General features: G+C 30.4%; 19 protein-coding genes and 3 pseudogenes. 6 read left to right on the top strand and 16 right to left on the bottom strand.

Features of this window, described 5'->3' with window-relative positions; translation table 11 throughout:
* Nucleotides 1-51: 51 nt before the first annotated feature.
* A complete protein-coding gene (locus ACM595_RS09315; RefSeq protein WP_037538708.1) occupies nucleotides 52-399 on the top strand; it encodes a MerR family transcriptional regulator in 348 nt (115 codons plus the stop codon).
* 487 nt (nucleotides 400-886) lie between these two features.
* Here the strand turns inward: ACM595_RS09315 and ACM595_RS09320 are convergent, their stop codons facing one another.
* Nucleotides 887-1,072, bottom strand: coding sequence for a hypothetical protein (locus tag ACM595_RS09320; RefSeq protein ID WP_041080245.1), 186 nt, complete (start codon nucleotides 1,070-1,072; stop codon nucleotides 887-889).
* A gap of 695 nt (nucleotides 1,073-1,767) precedes the next feature.
* On the opposite strand from ACM595_RS09320, the gene lip reads away from it, so the two are divergent.
* Nucleotides 1,768-4,029, top strand: coding sequence for a YSIRK-targeted triacylglycerol lipase (lip, locus tag ACM595_RS09325; RefSeq protein WP_002483590.1), 2,262 nt, complete (start codon nucleotides 1,768-1,770; stop codon nucleotides 4,027-4,029).
* A gap of 214 nt (nucleotides 4,030-4,243) precedes the next feature.
* Here lip and ACM595_RS09330 read toward each other — a convergent pair.
* The 7 genes and pseudogenes from ACM595_RS09330 to ACM595_RS09360 all read right to left on the bottom strand — a co-directional run.
* Nucleotides 4,244-4,817, bottom strand: a pseudogene (locus ACM595_RS09330) (DNA primase); the annotation flags it as partial.
* On the bottom strand, nucleotides 4,817-5,185 hold the full coding sequence (locus ACM595_RS09335) for a phage major tail tube protein (RefSeq protein ID WP_041080249.1): 369 nt from the start codon (nucleotides 5,183-5,185) through the stop codon (nucleotides 4,817-4,819). The gene ACM595_RS09335 and the pseudogene ACM595_RS09330, both read right to left, overlap by 1 nt.
* 205 nt (nucleotides 5,186-5,390) lie before the next feature.
* Nucleotides 5,391-5,645: pseudogene (locus ACM595_RS09340) on the bottom strand (DUF6038 family protein); the annotation flags it as partial.
* A gap of 205 nt (nucleotides 5,646-5,850) precedes the next feature.
* A complete protein-coding gene (locus ACM595_RS09345) occupies nucleotides 5,851-6,315 on the bottom strand; it encodes a hypothetical protein (protein WP_313646436.1) in 465 nt (154 codons plus the stop codon).
* A gap of 36 nt (nucleotides 6,316-6,351) precedes the next feature.
* Entirely contained in the window at nucleotides 6,352-7,056 is a 705-nt protein-coding gene (locus tag ACM595_RS09350; protein ID WP_041080253.1) for an SIR2 family protein, read from the bottom strand.
* Nucleotides 7,057-7,437: 381 nt separating this feature from the next.
* Complete coding sequence (locus ACM595_RS09355; RefSeq protein ID WP_002483600.1) at nucleotides 7,438-7,893, bottom strand: MarR family winged helix-turn-helix transcriptional regulator; 456 nt, start codon at nucleotides 7,891-7,893, stop codon at nucleotides 7,438-7,440.
* Between the two features lie 85 nt (nucleotides 7,894-7,978).
* A complete protein-coding gene (locus ACM595_RS09360) occupies nucleotides 7,979-10,834 on the bottom strand; it encodes a YhgE/Pip domain-containing protein (RefSeq protein WP_129531079.1) in 2,856 nt (951 codons plus the stop codon).
* Nucleotides 10,835-11,052: 218 nt separating this feature from the next.
* Between ACM595_RS09360 and ACM595_RS09365 the strand changes: the two genes are divergently transcribed.
* Entirely contained in the window at nucleotides 11,053-13,170 is a 2,118-nt protein-coding gene (locus ACM595_RS09365; RefSeq protein ID WP_069825950.1) for an amidase domain-containing protein, read from the top strand.
* A 183-nt stretch (nucleotides 13,171-13,353) separates the two neighbouring features.
* Here ACM595_RS09365 and ACM595_RS09370 read toward each other — a convergent pair whose 3' ends face one another.
* The 3 genes from ACM595_RS09370 to ACM595_RS09380 form a co-directional block, all read right to left on the bottom strand.
* A complete protein-coding gene (locus ACM595_RS09370) occupies nucleotides 13,354-15,330 on the bottom strand; it encodes a GA module-containing protein (protein WP_069825951.1) in 1,977 nt (658 codons plus the stop codon).
* Between the two features lie 347 nt (nucleotides 15,331-15,677).
* Nucleotides 15,678-16,223, bottom strand: a complete 546-nt coding sequence (locus ACM595_RS09375; protein ID WP_000592150.1) for a YdhK family protein — start codon at nucleotides 16,221-16,223, stop codon at nucleotides 15,678-15,680.
* Between the two features lie 17 nt (nucleotides 16,224-16,240).
* On the bottom strand, nucleotides 16,241-18,304 hold the full coding sequence (locus ACM595_RS09380) for a heavy metal translocating P-type ATPase (protein WP_164548940.1): 2,064 nt from the start codon (nucleotides 18,302-18,304) through the stop codon (nucleotides 16,241-16,243).
* Between the two features lie 200 nt (nucleotides 18,305-18,504).
* On the opposite strand from ACM595_RS09380, the pseudogene ACM595_RS09385 reads away from it, so the two are divergent.
* Nucleotides 18,505-18,618, top strand: a pseudogene (locus ACM595_RS09385) (IS3 family transposase); the annotation flags it as partial.
* Between the two features lie 330 nt (nucleotides 18,619-18,948).
* Here the strand turns inward: ACM595_RS09385 and ACM595_RS09390 are convergent.
* Entirely contained in the window at nucleotides 18,949-19,878 is a 930-nt protein-coding gene (locus tag ACM595_RS09390; protein WP_031838369.1) for a helix-turn-helix transcriptional regulator, read from the bottom strand.
* Nucleotides 19,879-19,958: 80 nt separating this feature from the next.
* Between ACM595_RS09390 and ACM595_RS09395 the strand changes: the two genes are divergently transcribed.
* Complete coding sequence (locus tag ACM595_RS09395; RefSeq protein ID WP_031838368.1) at nucleotides 19,959-20,399, top strand: VOC family protein; 441 nt, start codon at nucleotides 19,959-19,961, stop codon at nucleotides 20,397-20,399.
* Nucleotides 20,400-20,505: 106 nt separating this feature from the next.
* Here the strand turns inward: ACM595_RS09395 and ACM595_RS09400 are convergent, their stop codons facing one another.
* Entirely contained in the window at nucleotides 20,506-20,943 is a 438-nt protein-coding gene (locus ACM595_RS09400; RefSeq protein WP_031838367.1) for a VOC family protein, read from the bottom strand.
* Between the two features lie 103 nt (nucleotides 20,944-21,046).
* Here ACM595_RS09400 and ACM595_RS09405 point away from each other — a divergent pair, with 103 nt between their 5' ends.
* A complete protein-coding gene (locus tag ACM595_RS09405) occupies nucleotides 21,047-21,442 on the top strand; it encodes an Lrp/AsnC family transcriptional regulator (protein WP_050439585.1) in 396 nt (131 codons plus the stop codon).
* Nucleotides 21,443-21,455: 13 nt separating this feature from the next.
* Here ACM595_RS09405 and ACM595_RS09410 read toward each other — a convergent pair whose 3' ends face one another.
* From ACM595_RS09410 to ACM595_RS09420, 3 genes are all read right to left on the bottom strand, one after another.
* Entirely contained in the window at nucleotides 21,456-22,019 is a 564-nt protein-coding gene (locus tag ACM595_RS09410) for an NAD(P)H-dependent oxidoreductase (RefSeq protein ID WP_031838365.1), read from the bottom strand.
* Nucleotides 22,012-22,425, bottom strand: coding sequence for a MerR family transcriptional regulator (locus ACM595_RS09415; protein ID WP_031838364.1), 414 nt, complete (start codon nucleotides 22,423-22,425; stop codon nucleotides 22,012-22,014). Before ACM595_RS09415 ends, ACM595_RS09410 begins: the two co-directional genes overlap by 8 nt.
* Before the next feature lie 169 nt (nucleotides 22,426-22,594).
* Complete coding sequence (locus ACM595_RS09420) at nucleotides 22,595-23,224, bottom strand: type 1 glutamine amidotransferase family protein (RefSeq protein WP_031838363.1); 630 nt, start codon at nucleotides 23,222-23,224, stop codon at nucleotides 22,595-22,597.
* Between the last annotated feature and the right edge of the window lie 160 nt (nucleotides 23,225-23,384).

Here is a 23,384-nt window from a genome sequence, read left to right on the forward strand (position 1 = left end):
ATAGAGTACAATATCAGTTAAACCTTGGTTTAAGAGAAAGGATATGCTTACATGAAACAATATTACATTGAATATGTCTCAGATTATTGCAATATACCTAAAAGCAAACTGCGTTATTACGAGAAAAAGAATATCTTGAAACACATCGACAGAGATAGCAATAACAAGCGTTTATACACAGACGACGATATCGAAATGATTAAATTTATCCAGTGCCTAAGCAATTTGAATATGCCATTAAAAGAAATCCGAAAAAACACAGACATGCTTTATCAAAACCAAACAGATGTCCCAAGCGTGTTACGCGCACACCTAGAATTCTTGAATGAACAACGGAATTTGATCAGTAAACATATCGACTTAATTGAACAAGAAATACAAACTGCCATGACCGAGTGACGAAGGAAAAGGGCGATAGGTGGATAGGCAAAGCTGGAATGAGTCAGAAAATTGCGTCGGGTGGATAAGCTAGAATAGAATGAGTGGGCGATGGATGGATAGACTAAAACGGTTATAATATACCTTATACCTAAAATTACAGAGTACTAAAACTATCTTATCTGCCATCTCTTGACGCGTTCCCCTTGTTAGTGGTTTAGCTAAAAAATCTCATTAAGTAAATGAATTTATATTATTAAAATTGTATAATAGATAAAATCACTGTACTTCTAATTAAATATAGCTAATTCATTTTGTTATCATTATATTTTTTTATTCATCATTACCTATATTAGTAAAAAACCACCTTTTTTCTCAACGAATTATTATAATTTTCTTGTATTCTTTTTAAGTATTGTCTATATGTGAATTCAATGTTCTGTTTGTTTTCATATTAATTGGTAACAAATCTAAAAAATTTATTAATATCTTGATAAAGCTTACTAATTTAATATTCAAACATCAACATTACTTTTTCTATTTCTTCTTTATATTTAAGAAATCCATTGAACATTTCATGCAAATGGTCATTTAAACTATCTGCGTTAAGCGTGAAATATGCTTTTCTTGTATATATGGCAGTTATAATAGCTGCAACACATGCAAAAATTGCAATAATAATCGAATTCAACAAAAACTAGGCGATTTAGCCTCTATAAATTCAGAGAATTAGTAGCCTAGAACCATTGTATTTTTATTAAATTCCCATTCTTAGGATTCACCGCCATCCGTTTATACAGAAAATATTACAAATCTTTAGTTTATATAAAGCGTACAAAAGACATTTCGATTAAGGCTAATCATACCGTCTTTTTACTTATGATTATTTTTAATTCGATGATGTTAATGTTTTGATTATTCAAATGTTACTTGGGAAAGGGAGACGTATTACGCTACCTCGTTCGCTTAAAATTTGGATTTACATTTGAAAACATAAAAATAACGATTTTCAAAAAGCAGACTATTTCATTAGTTTTCCGTTCTTTTTGTTTTATCATTTATTTACAAATTTTAACTCTATATGCTTTTAAAGCGTATATTTACTTATAAAATTGTGACAAAATATTGACAGCGCTTTCATTTAGAGCTACTCTATATTTAAATTCCCTCACCAACGGTAATTTATAAGTCTCGTATGTAACTTCTTTTTACATAGAAATTTTTTATGATTGTAAGCGCTTCCTAAAAATATCGATTTAAGAAAGGGTGATTGTTTTGGAAAATGTTAAAGCAGTATTTAGTAAGTTCTTTGGATTTATACCCCGTGCAATTATCAACATTTTTATCTAATTTATATATTTAAATAACTAATTAATAGAGGTGCTATTCATGAAAAATAGAGAAAACAGATACAGTATTCGTAAATTCAGTGTAGGTGCATCATCCATTTTAGTAGCGACATTGCTATTTATGGGAGGTGGCGGCGGTGCTGCACAGGCAACAGAAACACATCAGAAAGTGGGTACTTCTGAATCAACTTTAGCGCAATCTACTGGTGATAATCAAAAACAAGCTGATGAACAGGAAACACAACAAAACAAAGTTCAATCTAACGAACAAACAGCCTCTACATCGCAGTCAGTAACTAATGAAAATGAAAAACAACAAAATTTACATAATGAAAATACACCTTCAACTTCAGTTAATGATGACACGAATAAATCATACACTAATGAAGAAACAACAAACCGCCTAACTGATCAAACTACAAAAAATCAATCAACTGAAGCTACAGAAGCATCAACTACAGAAACACATTCCGATAACTCTCAATCAGCCTTAACTAGAGAGGATTCACCTTCTCTTGAAAAACAAGAAACGACTAAAAGCACACTTCAAAAAGACACAGAAACTTCAGATAAAAAAGATAACACAACAGAAACAACTACAAATGTAAATCCCACAGCAGAGAAAGCGACTAATCAAGAACTTTCAATAACACCAACTACTACTGATGAATCAAAAACACTATCTACAAAAGATAATACATCAAAAATAACTGACAATCATTCATCAGAAAAGATTCAATCAGAGCCAACCGAAGAAACTTTACAATCCACGTCATCAAAAGCTGAAGATAATTCAAATGTAAATCACGATTCAACAAAAAATGATAATAATGATGTAGAAACACTGTCTACTGAAAAAAACAATGGTATCATAAATACAAATGCAGCAAAACAAACAATACCAACTAAACAATCAATAGATTCCACTACATCTAAAGAGAATACTTTAAATATTAAAAAGGGAACTATCTCAATCAATGATGCAGCAAATGAAACTGTTGGAAATAAAGGTGCTAAAGATCAAAAAGACTCACCAGCAGAATTAGAGATGTTAGCTAACAATACAGTAGCCACGACAAATAATACGTCTCAACAACAAGGTACGACGGAAACAAAAGACCAAACAAACAAACCTGCTAAGCAAGGTCAATACAAAAATCAAGATCCAATTATTCTTGTTCATGGTTTTAATGGATTTACTGACGATATTAATCCTAGCATTTTATCACATTATTGGGGTGGAGATAAATTAAACATTCGTCAAGACTTGGAACAAAATGGTTATAATGCTTATGAAGCAAGCATTAGTGCGTTTGGTAGTAACTATGACCGTGCAGTTGAACTTTATTCCTATATTAAAGGTGGTACTGTAGATTATGGTGCTGCACATGCAGAAAGATATGGACATGAACGCTACGGTAAAACATACGAAGGTGTTTATAAAGATTGGCAACCTGGCCAAAAAGTACATCTAGTCGGTCATAGTATGGGAGGACAAACTGTCCGTCAATTAGAAGAATTATTAAGAAATGGTAGTCAAGAAGAAATTGAATATCAAAAAGCACATGGTGGTGATATTTCTCCTTTACTACAAGGTGGTCAAGATAATATGGTTTCTTCAATTACCACATTAGGTACACCACACAACGGTACACACGCCTCTGATAAATTGGGTAATGAGGCCATTGTTCGTCAAATTGCGTTTGATCTAGGTAAAAAACTTGGTAATAAATACTCTCGTGTAGACTTCGGTCTATCTCAATGGGGTTTAAAACAACAACCTGGAGAATCTTATTTATCATACCTTTCACGAGCTAAAACTTCTAAACTATGGCAAACAAAAGATAATGCTTTTTACGATTTAACACGCGATGGTGCCACAGATCTTAACCGTAAAACATCACTCAATCCTAATATCGTTTACAAAACGTATACAGGTGAAGCAACACACTCTACATTATCGGGTAAATATAAAGCGGACTATAATCTTTTCTTACCATTCACAGCTACTGCAAATGTCATTGGTAAAGCTACTGAAAAAGAATGGAGAGAAAATGATGGCTTAGTTTCTGTTATTTCATCCCAGCATCCTTTCAATCAAGCTTACACAGAAGCAACAGATACAAATCAAAAAGGTATTTGGCAAGTAACATCTACAAAACATAACTGGGATCATGTCGATTTTGTAGGACAAGATAGTAAAGATACAAAACGTACACGTGAAGAATTACAACAATTTTGGTACGATTTAGCCGATGATTTAGTTCAAAGTGAAACGCTCACTCAAACTCAAAAAGCTTAGTCTTTAATAGGTATTTAGAGAAAGGTGGTTAATCTAATGTCTGGTGATATCTTTCAATTATTTAGTTCTCTTTTCAGAGTAGTTAAAGCATTATTTTTCTAATTTAATATAAGCAAAACCCCCTTCAAATGAGAGAAAAATCATTTCCTTTGGAGGGGTTTTTCATTGTGAAAAAGTATGTATTACATTGTCTATGGTTAAGTAATATTGGATTCAAATTTAATCGTGTCTTAGGGAATATTTTTGTATCATTTTCAACCACTTTAAATGTCTTTAGATTAAACATGTTTCTCCCACAGTCAATATAATCTTTATCCCCATTGAGTTCTTCTGTATCTGAGGGTTTTTGCAATCCATCTACGACATTTCTTAGAATGCTTAATGAAGGCTTATAATCTACAAGCAATACTTATATCATTTTAGATATCATGCCTTGTAATTCATCTCCATTTATCTTTTGCCACCCGTTAGCTTTGAAAACAAACCGTTCTGAATTAAAGCGTTTGATATGAAAAACCTTTATCATCATTTCTATGAGTACGGTGTCATTGGGTTTCTTCTTAATATCAAAAATAGCTATAGATGTTAGGTCGATAATCCGTATCTTTTGGGATATTAAGTCGTAACTGATCGATAAGTTCGTTATACACAATTTCACCTTGAGCCGTTTCTTCTATTTCATTGTCATTATTAACAGAAATAGTTAGGATAGCAATCAGACCTTGACGGTCAATTGCCTCCTTAGCCACACTTATTATTTTAGTTAACATTTCGAATATACTGTTCATTATAATATTCGTCGAGTTTCATTTAATAGTGCTACATCGTGTACATAATAATTACCATTATATTGATCAATATGGATTAAATGCTTTCCGTCAATGTAAGATTCATACGTTTTGTAACCCACGCTATAGTTACTATAACGTTTAAGCCAATCATTGAATGACACCTGATTTGTGCTCGCTTGTGTTGAAATATTATGATTCGTATATACAATTTGATTGTTCACTTTAATTTTATATGTGAATTGGTGTTTTACTTCATTTGAAAAATCTGTTTGGATCACAGAATGTAACGTAGCTACATATATATTATTTTCTTTAAGTGGTGTAATACTTGGAATGTGTAGGCTTTGTCCTCTATCATTATTCATGGTCAACACCTCCTATTTCTTCCAATGTCACATGCGCAAATTCACCATTGAACAATTGGTTAGCTGTATCTTTCATTAGTTGGGCAACATCCTGTGCAGTCTCTTTATCATCACATTCAATCATAATCGCATCGTGTATGGGTACGATAATTTTGAACGCTTTTTGTGCATGTATATGTAACCTTAATGGTTTAAATTCAATTTTATCTATATCATTCTTAATACTTTTAATAAAATTTGCATATTGGGTAATATCTATGTTCTCTATCGCCCCTTTTCTTAACCTAACATCTTCATCCATTATTGCATTAGGTAACTTATCGTCTGACATATTATTCAATAAGACGCATAATATATCAAAAGCTATACCATTAAAATTATATGCAGCTCTTTCACTTTCTCCAGGGTTTTTTTGAAATTTTTTCATATCAATCTTATAAATATCGACTAGTTTATCAATTCTTTTCTGTAACTGCGCCTTATTTTTAAGACCTAAGGCTTTCTCAGATCTTTTTTTGTATACATTTTTTGAATGCTTTCTCTAAAGGCGCTACTATTACACATTATCCATTACTCCATTTGAACTATATTTTTTCAAATCATATGCACACAATAACTTTTTGTATGATGTATTATTTTTATTTTCGAATTCAAGTAGATGTTTTTTAATCTTCTAAAACAATAAATTGGGAAAAATTTATTGTTTGAATTATTTGCTTATTAATTACATCAAGAATTTGTTTGTTCTCTTCTTCTTCTATCTGAAAATATTTTTGCATAAGTTCTGGTACAGTTTGAAACTCATATTTAATCGTTTTTGAAGTTCCAATAGCTAGTATTTTTTCACTATTATTTAAATCATCTATATCTTCTGTTATTTCAACTCTAGTTTTACCACCTTTATAAATATCTTTAAAAACATTCTGAACCTTACGTATATCCAAGGCAGAAACTGATAGTTCTAAATTGCCTAATGGTTTATATATACTACTATAATCTTCAGTTTTAATTTTATTAATTCTAATAACTTTGTTATTTTCTAGTTGAATATCGTGTTCCACAACCTCTTTATTTTTAGAACCTTCGTCAAACTCTACTAGTAAAAAGTTCCTTCTAATTCTTTCAGACAAATCACTATTTACATCTACATATTTATAAATAGTTTCTTAAATATCTCTTATGGTTTCATCGTTTATGCTATAACCCAGAAAAATAATTGGATTATGAATAAATAAAGATAATAACTGTGCTCTAATTAGTTCATAACTAGTATTGAATTTATTGTAATCTTCACTAGTTAATACAATTTTATCTGGTTGACTTATGCAGCTATGTATTTTATTAACTGATCCATAAGGATTACTTAATAATATTTGATTACCAATTAAAGGATTAAATTCGAATAAGTTTTCTATCAATTTGTCATAGTTAGTAGTAACAATTGATCCAATATTCTTTCTAGCCTTTTTCATATGAATAAATTCATATTCAAAATGGATTTTAAAATCTAGTTTCTTAAATAATTTTGATATATCAATTTTAAACCTACTAATATTTATTCCTTTTTCCATTAAATTATAATACTCATCATTGATTTCTTTAAAGTCACCTTCCCTTTCATTTTTTAAAGTTTCATTGAATAAATTTTCTATCTTTTCTCCTAATGCTGGAAAATCATAAGAAGCGTCTTCTTTTTGACATTCATCTTTATAATCATAAAATATTTCTTTATTTCCAGTTAACTGATAACAGATATGTTGCAGTAGATTTTCCCAACTATAGCTATTATTTAAGTACCTTAAGATTAATCCAGTACCTATAAATAATACCCGATGATTTAAATACCCTTTAATGAACTCTTCTATTTTCAAAATTATACTTCTTTTCTTTTTGTTATGAACAACTTATTTTTTAGTTTTATTTGTGATACGCTTCTGCTTATCGATTTATGATGCGGTTTTTGGTTAATAAATAGCCGGTTTCAATATGAAACCGGCTAAACAAATTTTATGATTTTTATATATTGGGATAGTAACTACAATAATCTTTTAGCAATATGAACAGTAATTTTAGGATGAATGAATTAACTGATAGCAATCTACATGTATAATACAAATATGTAGCGGTTGGTTTCTTATAATAAATGACTCAATGTTCTTACTAATATGATTACGATTAATAAACGTTAAATTTTTATTTTTTTAAATATCTAAGTTACAGCGGATACTTTAATTTAGTGAAATTAACTTACTCTAGTAGTACTTTTTTAAAAATGTCTTTTCAAAATTCATGAGCTGATACATAAATTTTTCAAAATCTTCTCTAACAAAACAGCTTAATAAAAGTAATTTTATTTCTTTTGTTAAGTTGTTTTTTATTTCTTTTAATAAGCGTTCTCCATTATGCGTCAAACTCACTAATTTAGTGCGTTTATCATTAGAATAAACTCGTTGCACATAACCTTTGTATTCTAACTTCTTAACACGTTTTGATGCAGCTGTCTTATAAGTACGTTGCTTATTTGCTAAGTCGTTAATCGATACTTTTTCATTATGCTGAATAAAATACATTGTTTCTATTTGTTCATAAGATAAGTAACGACCTGGTTCCAATTCTTTAACCATGTTAGTAATTGCTTTATTAATATTCGCTGTAGCATCATAGAATTGGTTAATTATTATTTCTAAGTTTCCCTCTTTATGCTCCATATTAACCTTCCTTACTAAACTATCGTTTTTCAACCATCATTGATTTTTTAAAAATTAAATATTACTTATTATAAGCATAATAACTTTATTCCATTACATCACTTTCTTCAGCTTTTTCAGTTGCTTTTCTCATCAGTGGATCAGTAATTGGTTTAAAGATAACACCAATTAATAAAAATCCTATACCAAATAATGAAAGTATCACTAATTTTTTAGTTAAAATTTCAGGTACAGGTCCTCCAACTGCTTCTCTTAAAGCATCTATTGAATAAGAGAAAGGTAAATAAGGGTGAATGACTTGGAAGAACTCTGGTGTAACTTGGATAGGGAAGGTTCCTCCACCACCTGCTATTTGTAGTACAAGGAAGATGATTGCAATTGCTTTCCCTGGATTTCCTAACAATGACACTAAAGTATATACAATTGAAATAAATACAAGTGATGAGAATACTGATATAGCAATAAACCATACAACAGATTCAACTTGCGCTTTCAGTATCACTATATCTCCAATTGATACGATGAGTGCTTGGATAATACCCAACGTGTAGAACAACCCACTCTTTCCTAGATAAATTTCTCTTGTCGTTAGATGTGGCTCTAATGATTTATGTTTATTATCTGTCGTTAATAAACTTACTAGTAATAAAGCTCCTACCCATATTGCTAATGCTGTGTAAAATGGTGTGCTTGCTGAACCGTAGTCTTTCACAGGAAATATATCTTTTTGATCTATATTAATTGGATTTGCGATTACATTAGCTTGTTTTTTCAAATCATTTTTCAATAGGTCTACCATTTTATCCACTGCATCGTCGTCTTCAATCTCATCAAATAGTTTGTTCGCTTTAGCCAGATCTTTTTCAACATCTGGTAATTGATTACGTGCAAAATCTGCCAAATTGTGCAATCTTTCTTTTGCACGTGGTTGATTTGTATCTAAAATATCTACCAAATTATCATAGCGATTAAACAGTGTAGGTATTGTATTGTTCACAGTTGCTGTTGTATCAGATAACTGTTGTTCTAAACCTGGCAAGTCATTTTCAATAAATGATGCTGCGTTAGAAACACTTTGTTTAAATTGTGGATAATAATTTTGAGCAATAGACATTGCATCCATATATCTTTGCTCAATAACTGGTAGTGCACTTTGAATCGTCTCAATTCTATCCTTACCAGTAGTTAAAATACTTTCTCCTGAATTTATAACTTGATCAATTGTGTTTAATTTCGATTGAACAGTTGATAGTTTTATATCGCCGTCATCTAATAATGACATCACATCATTAGATACATCTAATAATTTTTGGTTTAGTTCTGACTTAATATAGTTTCTTAAATCATCTAAGCTACTATTCACGCGTGGAATTTCTTTAAGTAATTCTACTGCTTCTTCTTTACCAGAACTTCCATTCGAAAGTGCTTCACTAAGTTGATTTTGTGTCTTAATTAAATTATTAATTCTATTATTTGCTGATTCTAATTCCTTAATCTCATCAGAAAGATCTACCTTTTCTCTATCTTCAAGCTCTGATAATATATCTATAAACTTTTGATTGGACTTACTTGTTACTTCAAGCCTAGATTTAATATTATCTAAAGTTTCTTTGAAATCTTTTGGCTTATCTGTAGATATAATACCGTAAGTGACATTTTTTAGCGCATTAATATCTTCTTGACTACTTTCCGCTTGTTTGTCGGTATAATTGGATAAAGATAATAATGATTTTGATAGTGAAGCTTCCATTGCGCTTACATCTTCACTACTTATTGCTGTTCCATTTTGATTATTTCCAGCATTGTCGCTATTACTATTACTATTACTTATTTGCGAAGTTTTAATATTTGAATAACTATCTGACCCTTTAGAACTTTGCTGCTCGGTTTCAACATTTTCTTGTAATCGATTATTAGCATTTTGATTTGCTTCTTGTGCATTATCAACGACTTCTTGATAGCCTTCGACACGCTGTTGCACTGCAGGTAAATATCCTTGCGCTTCATTCAGGCCTTGTAACCCTGCGTCAACCCCTGCGCTTGCAAGGTCTACACCACGATTAATTTTTGGAAAAGCTTCTGGTACATCATTAGATGCAACATTCAAGGCATTTTCAATATTTGGCATGTAGTCATTTAATGCCAATATCAATTTAGCTCGCTCATTTAATGTCGGAATGGCCGCATTAACTTGGTTTAATTTATCTGCAGCATCTATAACCTCACCTTTATGATTTCCTAACGCTCTAAATTCATCAGCATAATTGTCAATTTCATCCTGATTTTCATCTAAATATATTATTTTATCAGCAAAATCATTAATTTTAGGTATAGAATCATTAGCTTTAGATACTGCATCTTCAATTTTATTTATGGTTGGAATTTCTTCCTCAAGTTTCACGCCAAGTCGATTTGCTTCATCTAATAATGCTTTTGTTACTGTCTCATTAAATTGTTCATTTGCTTTTTGAACAATGGCACTCGTCCCTGCATTTGTCATTTTAGGCGCAATCGCATTAAGTTTTTGATTCACTTTGTATTCTACGTCTGCTTGCTGTGGGTTTTTTCGAAGTGTGCCGGTAATTTGGTGTGTAAACTTCTCTGGTATGTAAATGGCCGCGTAATAATCGCCCATCTTCAAATCATGATCGGCTTTTTTTCGACTTACAAATTGCCAATCAAAGTTATCATCTTTCTTTAGTTTATTGGTAATTTTATTGCCCACGTTCACATTTTTATCTTTAACTGTATCTCCCTTATCCTCATTTACAACAGCCACTTTAATATTTTTAGTATTACCGTATGGATCCCATGTCGCTTCTAAGTTAAACCAAGCATAAAAAGAAGGAAGAAGTGCTAAACCTCCTAAAATCACTAAAACAGCAGGCGTCTTAGCAATCTTTTTCAAATCCATTACAAATAATTTTATTGCGTTCTTCATTTATACACCTCTAAAACTGTATCTATTGATTTTTCTTACATAAATTTAAAATTACTATTTGTTAATTTCATATAAGTTGATATACTGAATGCATTAATAAAGTCTATACATTTTATAGTTGATACGAATCAACTAAATCTAAGTCTGTTTACAGTGTACCAAGACAAACCATAGTTTGTACATAGCAAAATAATATATTTTAGAAAAGAGGTATTTTCATGAAGCAACAAAAATTATTAGTCTGTTTGCTTTCAACTTCTTTACTTATTCCATCATTTTCTATCAACGATGTTAGTGCCGAATCTTTAGAAAAAAGTGCCACAACTTCTGAATCAAATGACGTGTATAAGGAAAAAGATGAGGAGCAAGCTAAGCAATCACATTCATCAAAAAATGGAAATGATGAAAAGAATAAAGCTAGTGATGAAAAGGAAAATAGTGAACGCAAGAGTAAGTTAAATAGTACAAAAGATGAAAGGACTACAGAAGATATTAATAATAAAAGACATAAAACTTCTGATAATGAATCATCCAACGAAAAAATACCGAGTTCATTTGAAAATTCATTTAATGATTCATCGTCTTATGATAGTTTGAATGTTTTCAAGCCAGAACCTTTTAAGAGTGACAATGATGGGCTATCTGAATTATTAAATCAACTGTTCTCTAATAATAAAATGAAACAAACTTCTACTATAGAGAATAACGATGTACAAAACGAGAAGAATGAGAGTAAAAATGATGATACATCTAGAGATCAAATAAATCCAAATACGACAAATTCGGATGATAGTGACGAATCAAATACTAACAATTTAGAAAAAAATAGTGATAAGGGTTCACTACAAGATGACATTGATGATGTACAGTCATCTGAGAAGTCAGAGAACGATGATATAGATAATAAGTCTGAATCAAACAAACTTCCAGTTGATAAAAATCAAAAAAAAGATGATGGTGAGTCAAAACAATCCTCCCAACAAGATCAATCTTATGAAGAAGCAAATAATGATGCTGATGATCTAGACAACAAAGATAATGACACACCTGCTACTGAAAACGATAATGCCAACAGTGATAACGAAAATGCTGATAAATCAGATACAAAATCTGACGATAAAGTATTAGATGCAATTTTAGACGAGTATAGTGAAAATGCTAAAAATAATAAAAAACAATATGATGCTAAAAAAGATGATTTATCAAATGGAAATAGTAAAAGTAAGGAAAATAATTCTGAGAAACAGGCATCTAATACAAATGCTAACCCTCAATTACCTTCTGAATCACAATTAGCTAAAAAAGAAAAGCCAGCTCAATCATTTGAAAACGACATAAAACAATCAAACATCAGATCTACTGCAACTTTCCAACAATTGCCAAATTTATCGGATGATAGTAAAAATTCTAACGATATAACAATTACTGAAAATAAAAACACACGAGGTTTTATTAAATCAATTGCACAAGACGCTCACGACATAGGTCAAGATGAAGATATTTATGCATCTGTTATGATTGCCCAAGCCATATTAGAATCTGACTCAGGCACTAGCGATCTTGCTAGTTCACCACATTTCAATTTATTTGGAATAAAAGGAGCTTATGAAGGTCAGTCGGCTACATTTAATACACTCGAAGATAATGGCAGCCATACGTTTCAAATTTCAGCAAACTTCCGTAGCTATCCAAGCAAAAAAGAATCATTGGAAGATTATGCCAATTTAATCAAACACGGCATCGATGGTAAAAAGGACATTTATAAACCAACATGGAAAAGTGAAGCTAATAGTTACCGTTCAGCAACAATGCATTTGGCTACCACATACGCGACTGATTCACAATACGCGGACAAATTAAATAGTATTATCAACCACTATGACTTAACACAGTTTGATAATAAAAAAATGCCTGATTTAGATAACTACAAAGCGAACAACGATGATTATGATTCAGCTTTCAAACCATTTTCAGAAACAACAAATGACTCTCCTTATCCTCATGGGCAATGTACATGGTATGTTTATAATCGCATGGCACAGTTCGACAAATATGTGAGTGGTGATTTAGGCGACGCACGAAACTGGAATAATCGAGCAGAAAGAAAAGATTATGCTGTTTCTTCAACACCAAAAGCTCACACTGCCGTTGTATTTGAGGCAGGTCAACAAGGAGCAGACCAGATCTACGGTCATGTAGCTTTTGTAGAAAAAGTTAACGATGATGGTTCTATCGTTATATCAGAATCAAACATTAAAGGACTTGGTATCGTTTCTTATAGAACAATTGATGCAGATGCTGCAACTGAATTGAGTTACATTACAGGTAATAACTAGTATGTTTAAATATTCCCTTTATTTTATTTATTAAAGTGTTTAATTTAGCTTTTATTCATTTAAAATACAAATGCTCCATTCAAAGTCCCACTTACTAGTGTTCACTTTGAATGGAGCATTTTAAATATACTATATGAATTAACTCATACTAAAATACAGTATGAGTTAATATTTACAATTTTTCTATTTATTTCGTTTGGTGAACCATATTAATCCACCACCTATAATGAAAAGTAGAATCCCTAATGGAATCGTTGATTTTTTTACTACTGTTCCTGTATCAGGTAAAGAAAAATCACCATTATTGTCAAATAAACCACTTAAAAAGCTACCCGAGGAATCACCTAGAGATAAAGCACGACCAGGCGAAGGATTAGATATATCCTTAATTCCATCTAATATACTGTTTCTATTAAATAAATCGTCAAATAGACTTGGTGTACCAAGTAATTTTGAATTTCCACTTAATTTTCGCATCTGTTCAGCTCTGTCTAACAAACTCCCATCAAATTTATTAGATAAACTTGGCGTATATTTTAATGGTTCAAACAAACCATGCATATCATCTTTAAATTTACTTATGTCTTTATCAGCCTTTAATAGATCATTCAACTCATTATTAATTCCCGATTTCATTAGATTTAATAAGTTATGCTTAGAATCTTCTTTTTTGGCAATAACGTCAGCAAGCGCTTTAGCTTTAGCATCATTTAATTTCGTAGCTAGCATTGTTTCTAAAGCTTTACGTTTATCATGAGATTGGTCCAATATATTTTCTAAAATATCATCACTTGTAACATTGTCCCCAAAATGATGTTTGATTAAAGCTACAATTTGTTCGTTACTAGGATTTTTATGCATTATTTCATCAACGATTTTTGATGTATCTATATGATCAAATTTAGTTAATAGAATTGTTTTAATAAGTTCTTGCTTATCAGATGTTTTATCAAACATAGATTTTAAAATATCATCACTCGTAGTAGTAGATAAGTTATCTAACTCACTAACAACTTGACTCGCGATTTGTTGATCTGTTTTACCTTTTGTATCTATACGTTCTAAAATAGATTGTGCACTCTTTTCATCAAAAGTACCACTAACAATATCTTTTACAGCTTGTTCTTTATTATTTACAGATTGTAAATGATTTAATACAACGTCATTTTGTTTTTTTAGACTTTGTTGCGTTTTTTCTATTTCCTTTTTCAATTTTTCTTTGTTTTTAGCAGATATTGAGTCTCGTTCAGAAAGCTTTGAATCCAATATCTTTAAATTATTTTCTTTATTTTCGACATAATAATCTAAATTATCTTTTACTTTTGAATGGTTTGTCGTAACTTTATCGATGTCTTTTTTAATTTCGTCTGATTGTTGCATTTGATTACTCTTAGTATTAGATGTATCTTTAAATGCTAAACCGTCTTGGTTGTTTTCTTTAACAGCGCCTTCGTCTTTTTCTGAAGCCGTATTTTTATTTTCTTCACTATCATTCATATCTGCTATATCTTTACTTTCTTCATTTAGTTTACCCATATCAACTAAATTGGAAAAATTAACACTATCATCAAACAAATGAGCTGTATCTTGCTTTGTATCTCTTTGATTTAAATTAGCATCAAACGTATTATCTTGCAGACCTTCTTGATCGAACAATTCATTACTATCTTGTTCTTCAATATGGTTAGACTTTTCTTTGACAGAAGAAGCTATATTTTTTTGACCATCTAACTCACTTTTTACACTTTCCTTATCTTCAGATACTTCCTTTTTGTCATTTTCAATTAAATGACTCTGCACTTTATTCTGTTCAATGATTTTATTATCAACCTTTTTTGCTTTCTTCAATATTGCTTCAACTTCTTCTGTACTTTTAGCTTTTATAATTTCATTAATAGAAGCATCTTTCTGACTATCTTTAATGTTTTTTAGTTTATCAATTTTCTCTTTACCTTCTTGAATGCGTTTTTCTAGCGTATTTTCACTATTCGAATGTGTCTCAATATTTAAATCAGCCTTATCTTTTGCTTCTACTGATGGTGTTGAAGTCACACTATATCCCATTAAAGAAGTGCTAATAATGAGGGCCACACTAGAAAATTTAAATTGATGATTTAATCTGGTTTTATTATTTAAATTATTATACCTTAACTTTTTCATTAAATTCACCTTTCTTCTAATTATTCATCCTCATTATATAGGTTATATAAATTTATTCAAATAGCAATATTGAAATACTATCTCATTTAAAGTAATAAATATTGTACAACTCAACTTTTAGCTTTATTTATTATAGGGTTCTGCGTATCGGTTAATGATGCGGTTTTTAATTATATAATTTCAATTAATAAGGTAATGAACAGTTTTTTTGATAAATGTTATTCTTCTAAAATTCTTTTTAATTTACACACTAAAAAATATCCTCCTTAACAATAATAAGTTATTTAAATTATTGATTAAGGAGGATATTTTTATATCTATTTATTTCTCAATTTAGAACTAGATTTTTATCGTGCTTTCAGCTCATTTCCTGTCATCCATTTATGATTTTTAATGATTTTACCATTATCTTTGGATTTGTAATCAACTACGTAAACAGTAGTCTTTTTCACGTTATCTATATTGGCTGTAGCACCTTTCATACCAGACATATGACTTGCTTCTAATTTAACAGTATCGCCCTTACTAAATCCATCTTTAGGTGCATCTTTAATCTCTTCGTTTACGACCCATTTATGATTGTTTACTTTTTCATTTCCATTTGTGGGTTTATAACTTACAACATAGGCATATGTTTTATACGCACCTTTTACAGTAGCTTCTGCACCTTTCATACCTGGCATATGCCCTGCTGTAATCGTTACTTTATCTCCCACTTTAAATTCACCCTCATTAGTCGATTTCATATCTTCTGGAACTTTACTTTCATCATTATGCTTCATATGGCTCTCACTTTTTTGGTCATTAGTGTCTTTATCTTTTTCATCATTATTGGAGCAAGCTGATAATATTAGTAATGATCCTAATATCATAAAAAATAATTTTTTAATCATAATAAAACTCCTATCTTTTATTTTAATTTTAATGTAAAGGCATTAATTGCAACAATAACCGTACTTAGTGACATTAAAATAGCACCTATTGCAGGTGATAAAATCAAGCCGATAAATGCTAAAATACCAGCTGCTAAAGGTACAGCAACAATATTATAACCTGCACCCCACCATAAGTTTTGCACCATTTTTCTCATAGTATTATTTGAAAGGGTCAAGAAATGAATAATATCTGATGGATTACTTTTAACAAGTATGATATCACCTGAATCCACTGCAACATCTGTGCCTGCACCAATTGCTATACCAATATCGGCTCTTATAAGACTCGGCGCATCGTTGATACCGTCTCCGACCATCATTACTTTTTTACCACTACGTTGATAATCTTTTATGATACTTTCTTTATCTTCTGGCTTGAGTTGTGCGTGCACATCACTAATACCTAATTCTTTTGCGACAGCGTGTGCCACTTCATTATTGTCACCCGTAAGCATAACTGGTGTAATATTTCTTGATAGTAAATCAGCTACCATTTGTTTTGAGCTTTCTTTAATTTGATCTCCTTGAGCAATCATGCCAATGACTTGTTGTTCATCAATTAAATAGCTGATTGAATTACCTTGTTGTGCTAATTTTATAAATAAGTCATTGTCATATTCAAATCCGTGCTGATCAAGATAAGAGACATTTGTTATTTTATATTTTTTATTATCAATACTTCCTTCTATTCCAACACCCGGAATGTTATTGACATTTTGTGGATTAGCAGATGAAACATTTTTACTTTTTGCAAAATCAACAATACTTATAGCTAATGGATGGTTAGACTGACTTTCTAATGAGGCGAAAAGGCTTATTATAGTATCATTGCTTAATCCTTCTTTAAAACTTTCATAATGATTCACAGAAAAGTTACCCTCAGTTAAAGTACCGGTTTTGTCCATCATTACATAATCGATATGTTGAGCCATTTCTACAGACTCTCTATTTTTAATAATTAAACCATTGTGGGCAGCTATAGAAGTAGAACGTGCAGTAACTAAAGGTATTGCCAGACCTAAAGCATGTGGACAAGCAATGACTAATACAGTTACGAGACGTTCGAGTGCAAAATCAACATCTTTTTGAATGAGCATCCAGACGATAAACGAAATCACGCCGACACTTACAGCAAAGTAGAATAAATAACCCGCCACTTTATCAGATAACAATTCAGCACTAGATTTATCATTTTGTGCTTGATTAACAAGTCCCATAACTTGAGAAAGATATCCATCTTCTCCAACAGCTGTAACCTTGACTTGTATTGTTCCAGATCCATTAATAGAACCCCCAATAACGTTGTCATTTTGATTTTTTTGTACTTTTTTTGATTCTCCAGTGACTAGGGATTCATCTATGGATGTTTGTCCTTGAACAATAATACCATCTGTTGGAATGCTTTCTCCGGCTTTTACTTCGACGACATCATCAGTCATGATCTCTGATATTTTAACTTCTTCGCGTTGACCATTGTCCATAACTTTAATAGCACTATTAGGTAAAAGTTCTGCCATTTTCTTTAAGGCATCTCCAGCATTTCCGACAGCATTCATTTCTATCCAATGTCCTAATAACATAATTAAAATTAAGGTAGCTAATTCCCAAAAAAAGTCCATTGTATGACCAGTTGCACTACTAAAGTTATTCATATAAAAAGCATACAAGCTATAAATATAAGCTACCGAAATGCCTAGGGCAACTAAGGTCATCATGCCTGGTTTTTTTGCAGCAATTTCATCTTTACCACCAGACAAGAACGGTTTACCACCATAAAAGAATAAAATTGTACCTAATATTAACACTACCCATTCAGAACCTGGAAATGTGAATTGAAAAGGTAATTTAACGCCCATCATTGGCGATAAAAAAATGATAGGTATTGCAAAAATTAATGAAACAAAAAACTTAGCTTTAAAATTCCCATGATGATGTGCATGGCCACTATGATGATTATGTGACTCATGGTTATCATGATGCATTTGATTGGAATGATTCATGTGATTTTGATGCTTAAGCTCTTCACCATTATTCTTCAAATTAACTCCTCCTAATGAAAATGTTATAGTAAAGTTACTTATACTATAACATATACCCACCCAGGGTATAAAGGTTTTCGATTTATCTCCTTTTATGGATTTATATAATTCCGAACCTTATATCTACACGTCCTACATTAGACCTTGTCATCGATATTTAAAACAATGTTTTAATTAAAAGATCTAATCTTAACTATCACATGACAATACACTCTAACCAAGGTTATCATTACCAACACAAGTCATATATTAATATTCTTAAAGAAAATAGCGCATTTCAGAGTATGTCTAGAAAAGCAAATTGTCTAGATAATTATTTAAAGAAGCCAGTAAATGAATTTATAATAAACTCATTTACTGGCCATTTTTCTAGTATTTATGCTCAGTCTCTTCAAACTATATTAATCCTTTTTTGATTCTCAAATTCTACGCCACAATAGCTGCATTTTATTAAAGATACTATATATTCAATCAATTTCAAAGTGAGTTACATACAACCTATTTTTTAGTTTTATTTGTGATATGTCTCTGCTTATCGGTTGGTGATGCGGTTTTCTAATTATACAACGGATTAATTACATATGTTTAAGCTTATCATTTATGTAATACTCGCCTTTATCATTGCCATTATAATTAATTTACTATTAGTACATCTTTATTATTTTAGTTAATTCAGCTTTAACACCATTTTTCAAACTAGTAGGAGTTTCTACTTTGACATTGGCACCACATGTGACTATTAATTTAGCTATAAAATCTATATCTCCCACGTTCACTTTCGATTTAAACAAATATGTCTCTTCGTTAATATTTTCAATCATATAGTCACTCCACAAATATCCTTTCAAGATATTTAATCCAATGATATTGCTTCTAATTTGCATATTAATGGCATTTTCATTTTTAACCATGAACTGTTGAAAATTCTGCATAGTTATATCATTACAGTCTTGTGTTTCTCCCATTTCATATAATTCTTCTATTTTTGAAATATTTAATAGCTTCACTAATTTTGATCCTATATTAACAACAACGAAGTACCACTTTTGATTTTTATATAAGATACCAATACCTTTATATTGACCATTCAAGTAGTTTTGTGAATAGCAGATTTTAAATGACTTACTACTAATTGTTAATCTAATGATTTCATTAAATAACTTATAACTTTTGACCTGATATGTATCTTCATTAAAAAATTGAAATAGCGCATTATACTGGTTTATCAATTCTTTTTTATTCGAATTATTATATAACTTTTTTAATATTTCTTGGTATTCTGTTTGAAAAGGTAGCTTACTCACATTTGAGATACTTGAAAGCGTAAATACTAAAGCTTTCAATTCTTCGTCTGTGATTGCTATTTTCGTTTGGTTTCGATTACCTATAGTCGTATAGCCACCATTTTTCCCTATACTACTATATAAGGGCACACCTAATGCTTCAATTTCTTTTATATCCCTTAAAGCAGTACTACGCGAAATATTAAATTCTGACATTAAATCATTCAACTTGAAAGTCCTATTTTCATTACAATATTCAATCATATGATATAACCTAATAGATTTTTTCATTATTATTCTCCTTTTGGTATCAATAGATGATACCAATAAAGTATATACTCTATTTATAACAAATCTAAGGAGGAAAAACTATGAAATTTCAAGTAAGTCCCTATTTTTTAATTACGCAAAATGCAGATGGTTTAAAAAAGTTGTATGAAGAACTATTTGACGCTAAAACGCTATATATCCAACGTATTAAGGATAGACCGATAGATAAGAAACTTAATATCGATGAAAAAGATTTAAATAAAATTGACCAATGTGTCCTTCAATTTGGAGATATAAAAATTATGATTGCGGATGACACTGAAGGTTTGCCAATAACTCAAGGAAATAATATATCTCTTTGCATCACTTTTGACCACGTAGAAGAAACTAAAAGTGTGTATGATCAGTTAATAGACAAAGGCAGTGAGGTATTAAAAGAATTTAGCCCAGAGTTCTATACTGAAGGTTATGGTTATGTAAGAGATCCTTATGGTATCTCTTTACATTTATTTACGAAAAGAAAAGTTAAACCAAGTTTCTAGTGTACTATTACAGATATTTGTCTTCAGTTATATAAAAAGTCCTCTTACATAATTTATACGTAAGAGGATTATATATAACTCATTTTTAATTTTATTTATAATACAATCAAAATTTTACTGGTTCTAATAATTCAATAATCTCACCGTTCGGACCTTCAATAATTGCATTTATAACTTCAACTGCTGGTTGACCTAGTGATAATGATTCAAATGCATTAAGTATTTTAACATTACTTTTCTTTAAATGCATTACTACTTCCTTTACCGAATCTACTGTTAACGCAAAGTGTAATACATGTCCATGTACATTCTCGTCATATTTCTTAAGTATGTGTCCTTCACGTGGAACTCTTGCATGTTTATCAAATACTTCAATATATGTTTGTCCATCTAACGAACATAACATACATGCTTCTTTAATATGGTATTCTTCTAAACTCCAATGGTGGGCTTTTTTAAATTGTAGTAAATTTGTATAAAACGAAATCGTTTCTTCATAATTTTCTGCCATAATAGCAATATGTGCTAATCCAAATATTTTCATTCTTATCCCTCCTAATTAAAAGTATAATAGTTGAAAATACGGTATTACATGGTATAAATAAAGTATATTACCGTAAAACTTTATTTAATAAGGAGTTATTTATTTGGATAATACTGATAAACTATTAATCACACTTTTAAAAGAAAATGGCCGATTATCTTATAAGCAACTTTCACAAAAGGTCCATTTATCACAACCTGCTGTAAAAGAGCGTATCGAGAAATTATTAGACACTAATATCATTTCAAAATTCACAATTGAAACAGGGCACCTCAAAAATCAAATATCAGCTTTTATACATATTAAAACTAGTCAGTGTATCGAACTAGAGAAGATATTAAGCAGTCTGAAGAATATTAAAAACATATATCGTATGGCAGGTTATTATAATTACTGTGCAGAAATTCAATGTGAGAGCCACAACCATTTGTTAGATATACAAAAGTCATTAAGGACTTTTGGACCTTCGCAATTACATATCGTTACAGAACATCTTTAATTTAAAATTCGAACTATAATTCTAAATTTTTTATTACTTTCCTAGTGAGTTGATTAATCTTTATATTATTATTTTCGTTCGTATTTTTACTTCTATTTATATTATCGAGATGGTAGGTTGAAATTTTATATATTCCAGAAAGGTTTAGTGGATATTTAAGTACATGGTATCCCATCCGCTTCTTTAATTTGTGAAAAATTTCTGGCCCTCCCTGTGTGTACAAAATGATTGCCTTTTTATCTTTCCATAGCCCCTTTTTAAAATATTGCTTTCTCTTAAAACTAAAGGCATTTTCTGGCCAAAATGCTTGGTCTATAAAACTTTTCATTATTGGTGGGACATTGAACCAATATAGTGGATAAATAAAAATTAATATCTCTGATTCATTCAAAGTATTGATTATATGTTTTTGCTGTTTTGTTAGTTCTGAATAGTAACCATTCTCCAATATTAATGGCAAATCCATTTGTTGCAAATTAAATATATGCGTATTGTCTTTATTTATCTTCTGTAAAATTGACTGATATAAATCAAAACATACTCCTGACTGATTGCCTCCGTATATGATACTAATCATTATGTTCTCTCCTTTGATTGAGTTCTTTTAAAATTGTTTCTTTATTGAGTTCATATTGATTATTTTTAGATAATTCATGAATTTTTTTAAGTTTATTAAGTATCAATATTTGATTATTCAACTCCTCTTCTTTTTCTTGAATCACTTTATTTATATACTCCACAGAATCGGTGTTACATATTTTTGTTGTCGGCTTATGAAACAATTCAATAATATACTTCATATCTTTTAAATCTATGTCTAGTACTTTTAAGTCCATAATCATTTTCAAATCTATCATAGTCGTATCGTCAAAATACCGATATTGATTTGTGTCCCTCGGTATTCTGAGTAAGCCAATTTTTTCATAATATCTGATTTTCGATTTAGCAATTTTTAGTTTTTTGGAAACTTCATCAATCCTCATGTAACTCAACCTCCTTATTTCAAAATTTATCATTAAACATTACTTTAAGGTCAATTATTCTTTAATATCATCTATGTATCATTGGTTGCTTATTATTGTAAAATTGTTTTAAAAAAATTAAAAAATGAAGGACACATCTACATGGTATTGTGTCCTTCCCTTAATCGCATTAACTTATCGAATTTATTAGTTTATAAAAATATTCTGCTTGATGTGTCTTATTCAACTTATACCATGCTTCCAATGTATCTGATTCGAATACGTCTAACTTTTTCAACACCTCTCGAGCAAATTCTAACGGTGCAATACCTGAAGCAGTAATTAAATTTTCATCAGACACAGCCGACTTCATTTCAAAATATTCTTCACCCTTATAATTAGGACATATCATTTTAGTATATTCTAAGTTATTGCTTGTATGTTGCCTAGTATTTAAATAACCATTATTAGCTAAAGCATCAACTGCACCACAAATCGCGGCAATAATTGTTCCTTCATCTAATGCAGTACCAACTCTTTCTAATATAGGTTTATGTACTTGGTCATTCCAATTCGTTCCTCCAGGTAAAATTAAAAGGTCATTACGCTCTAACTTATACTCATCGTAAGCCGTATCTGGTATTATTTTTAATCCACCCATCGTTTTTACGACTTCCTTGCTGCCACCTACCGTGATGACATTCAATGCGTCTAAACCATTTCTAAAATATCTTCCTGAGTTCAATTCAGTTATTAAATGACCATATTCCCAATCGGACATTGTATTAAATACATAAAGATACACTTTTGATATTTTCATAAAATCATACTCCATTCGCTATTAATATAGCAAAATGTAACATAGCTTCCCTGACACCTAACGTCAAGAAAGCTATTATTTTTGATAAAATTCTATTAAATTGTACAAGTTATTAATTATTTCTTCTTTCAGGATAAAGTCCGTATAATTGTGTAAAAGT

The organism is Staphylococcus sp. LKG3-1, from assembly GCF_048568385.1.
Lineage (GTDB): Bacteria > Bacillota > Bacilli > Staphylococcales > Staphylococcaceae > Staphylococcus > Staphylococcus saprophyticus.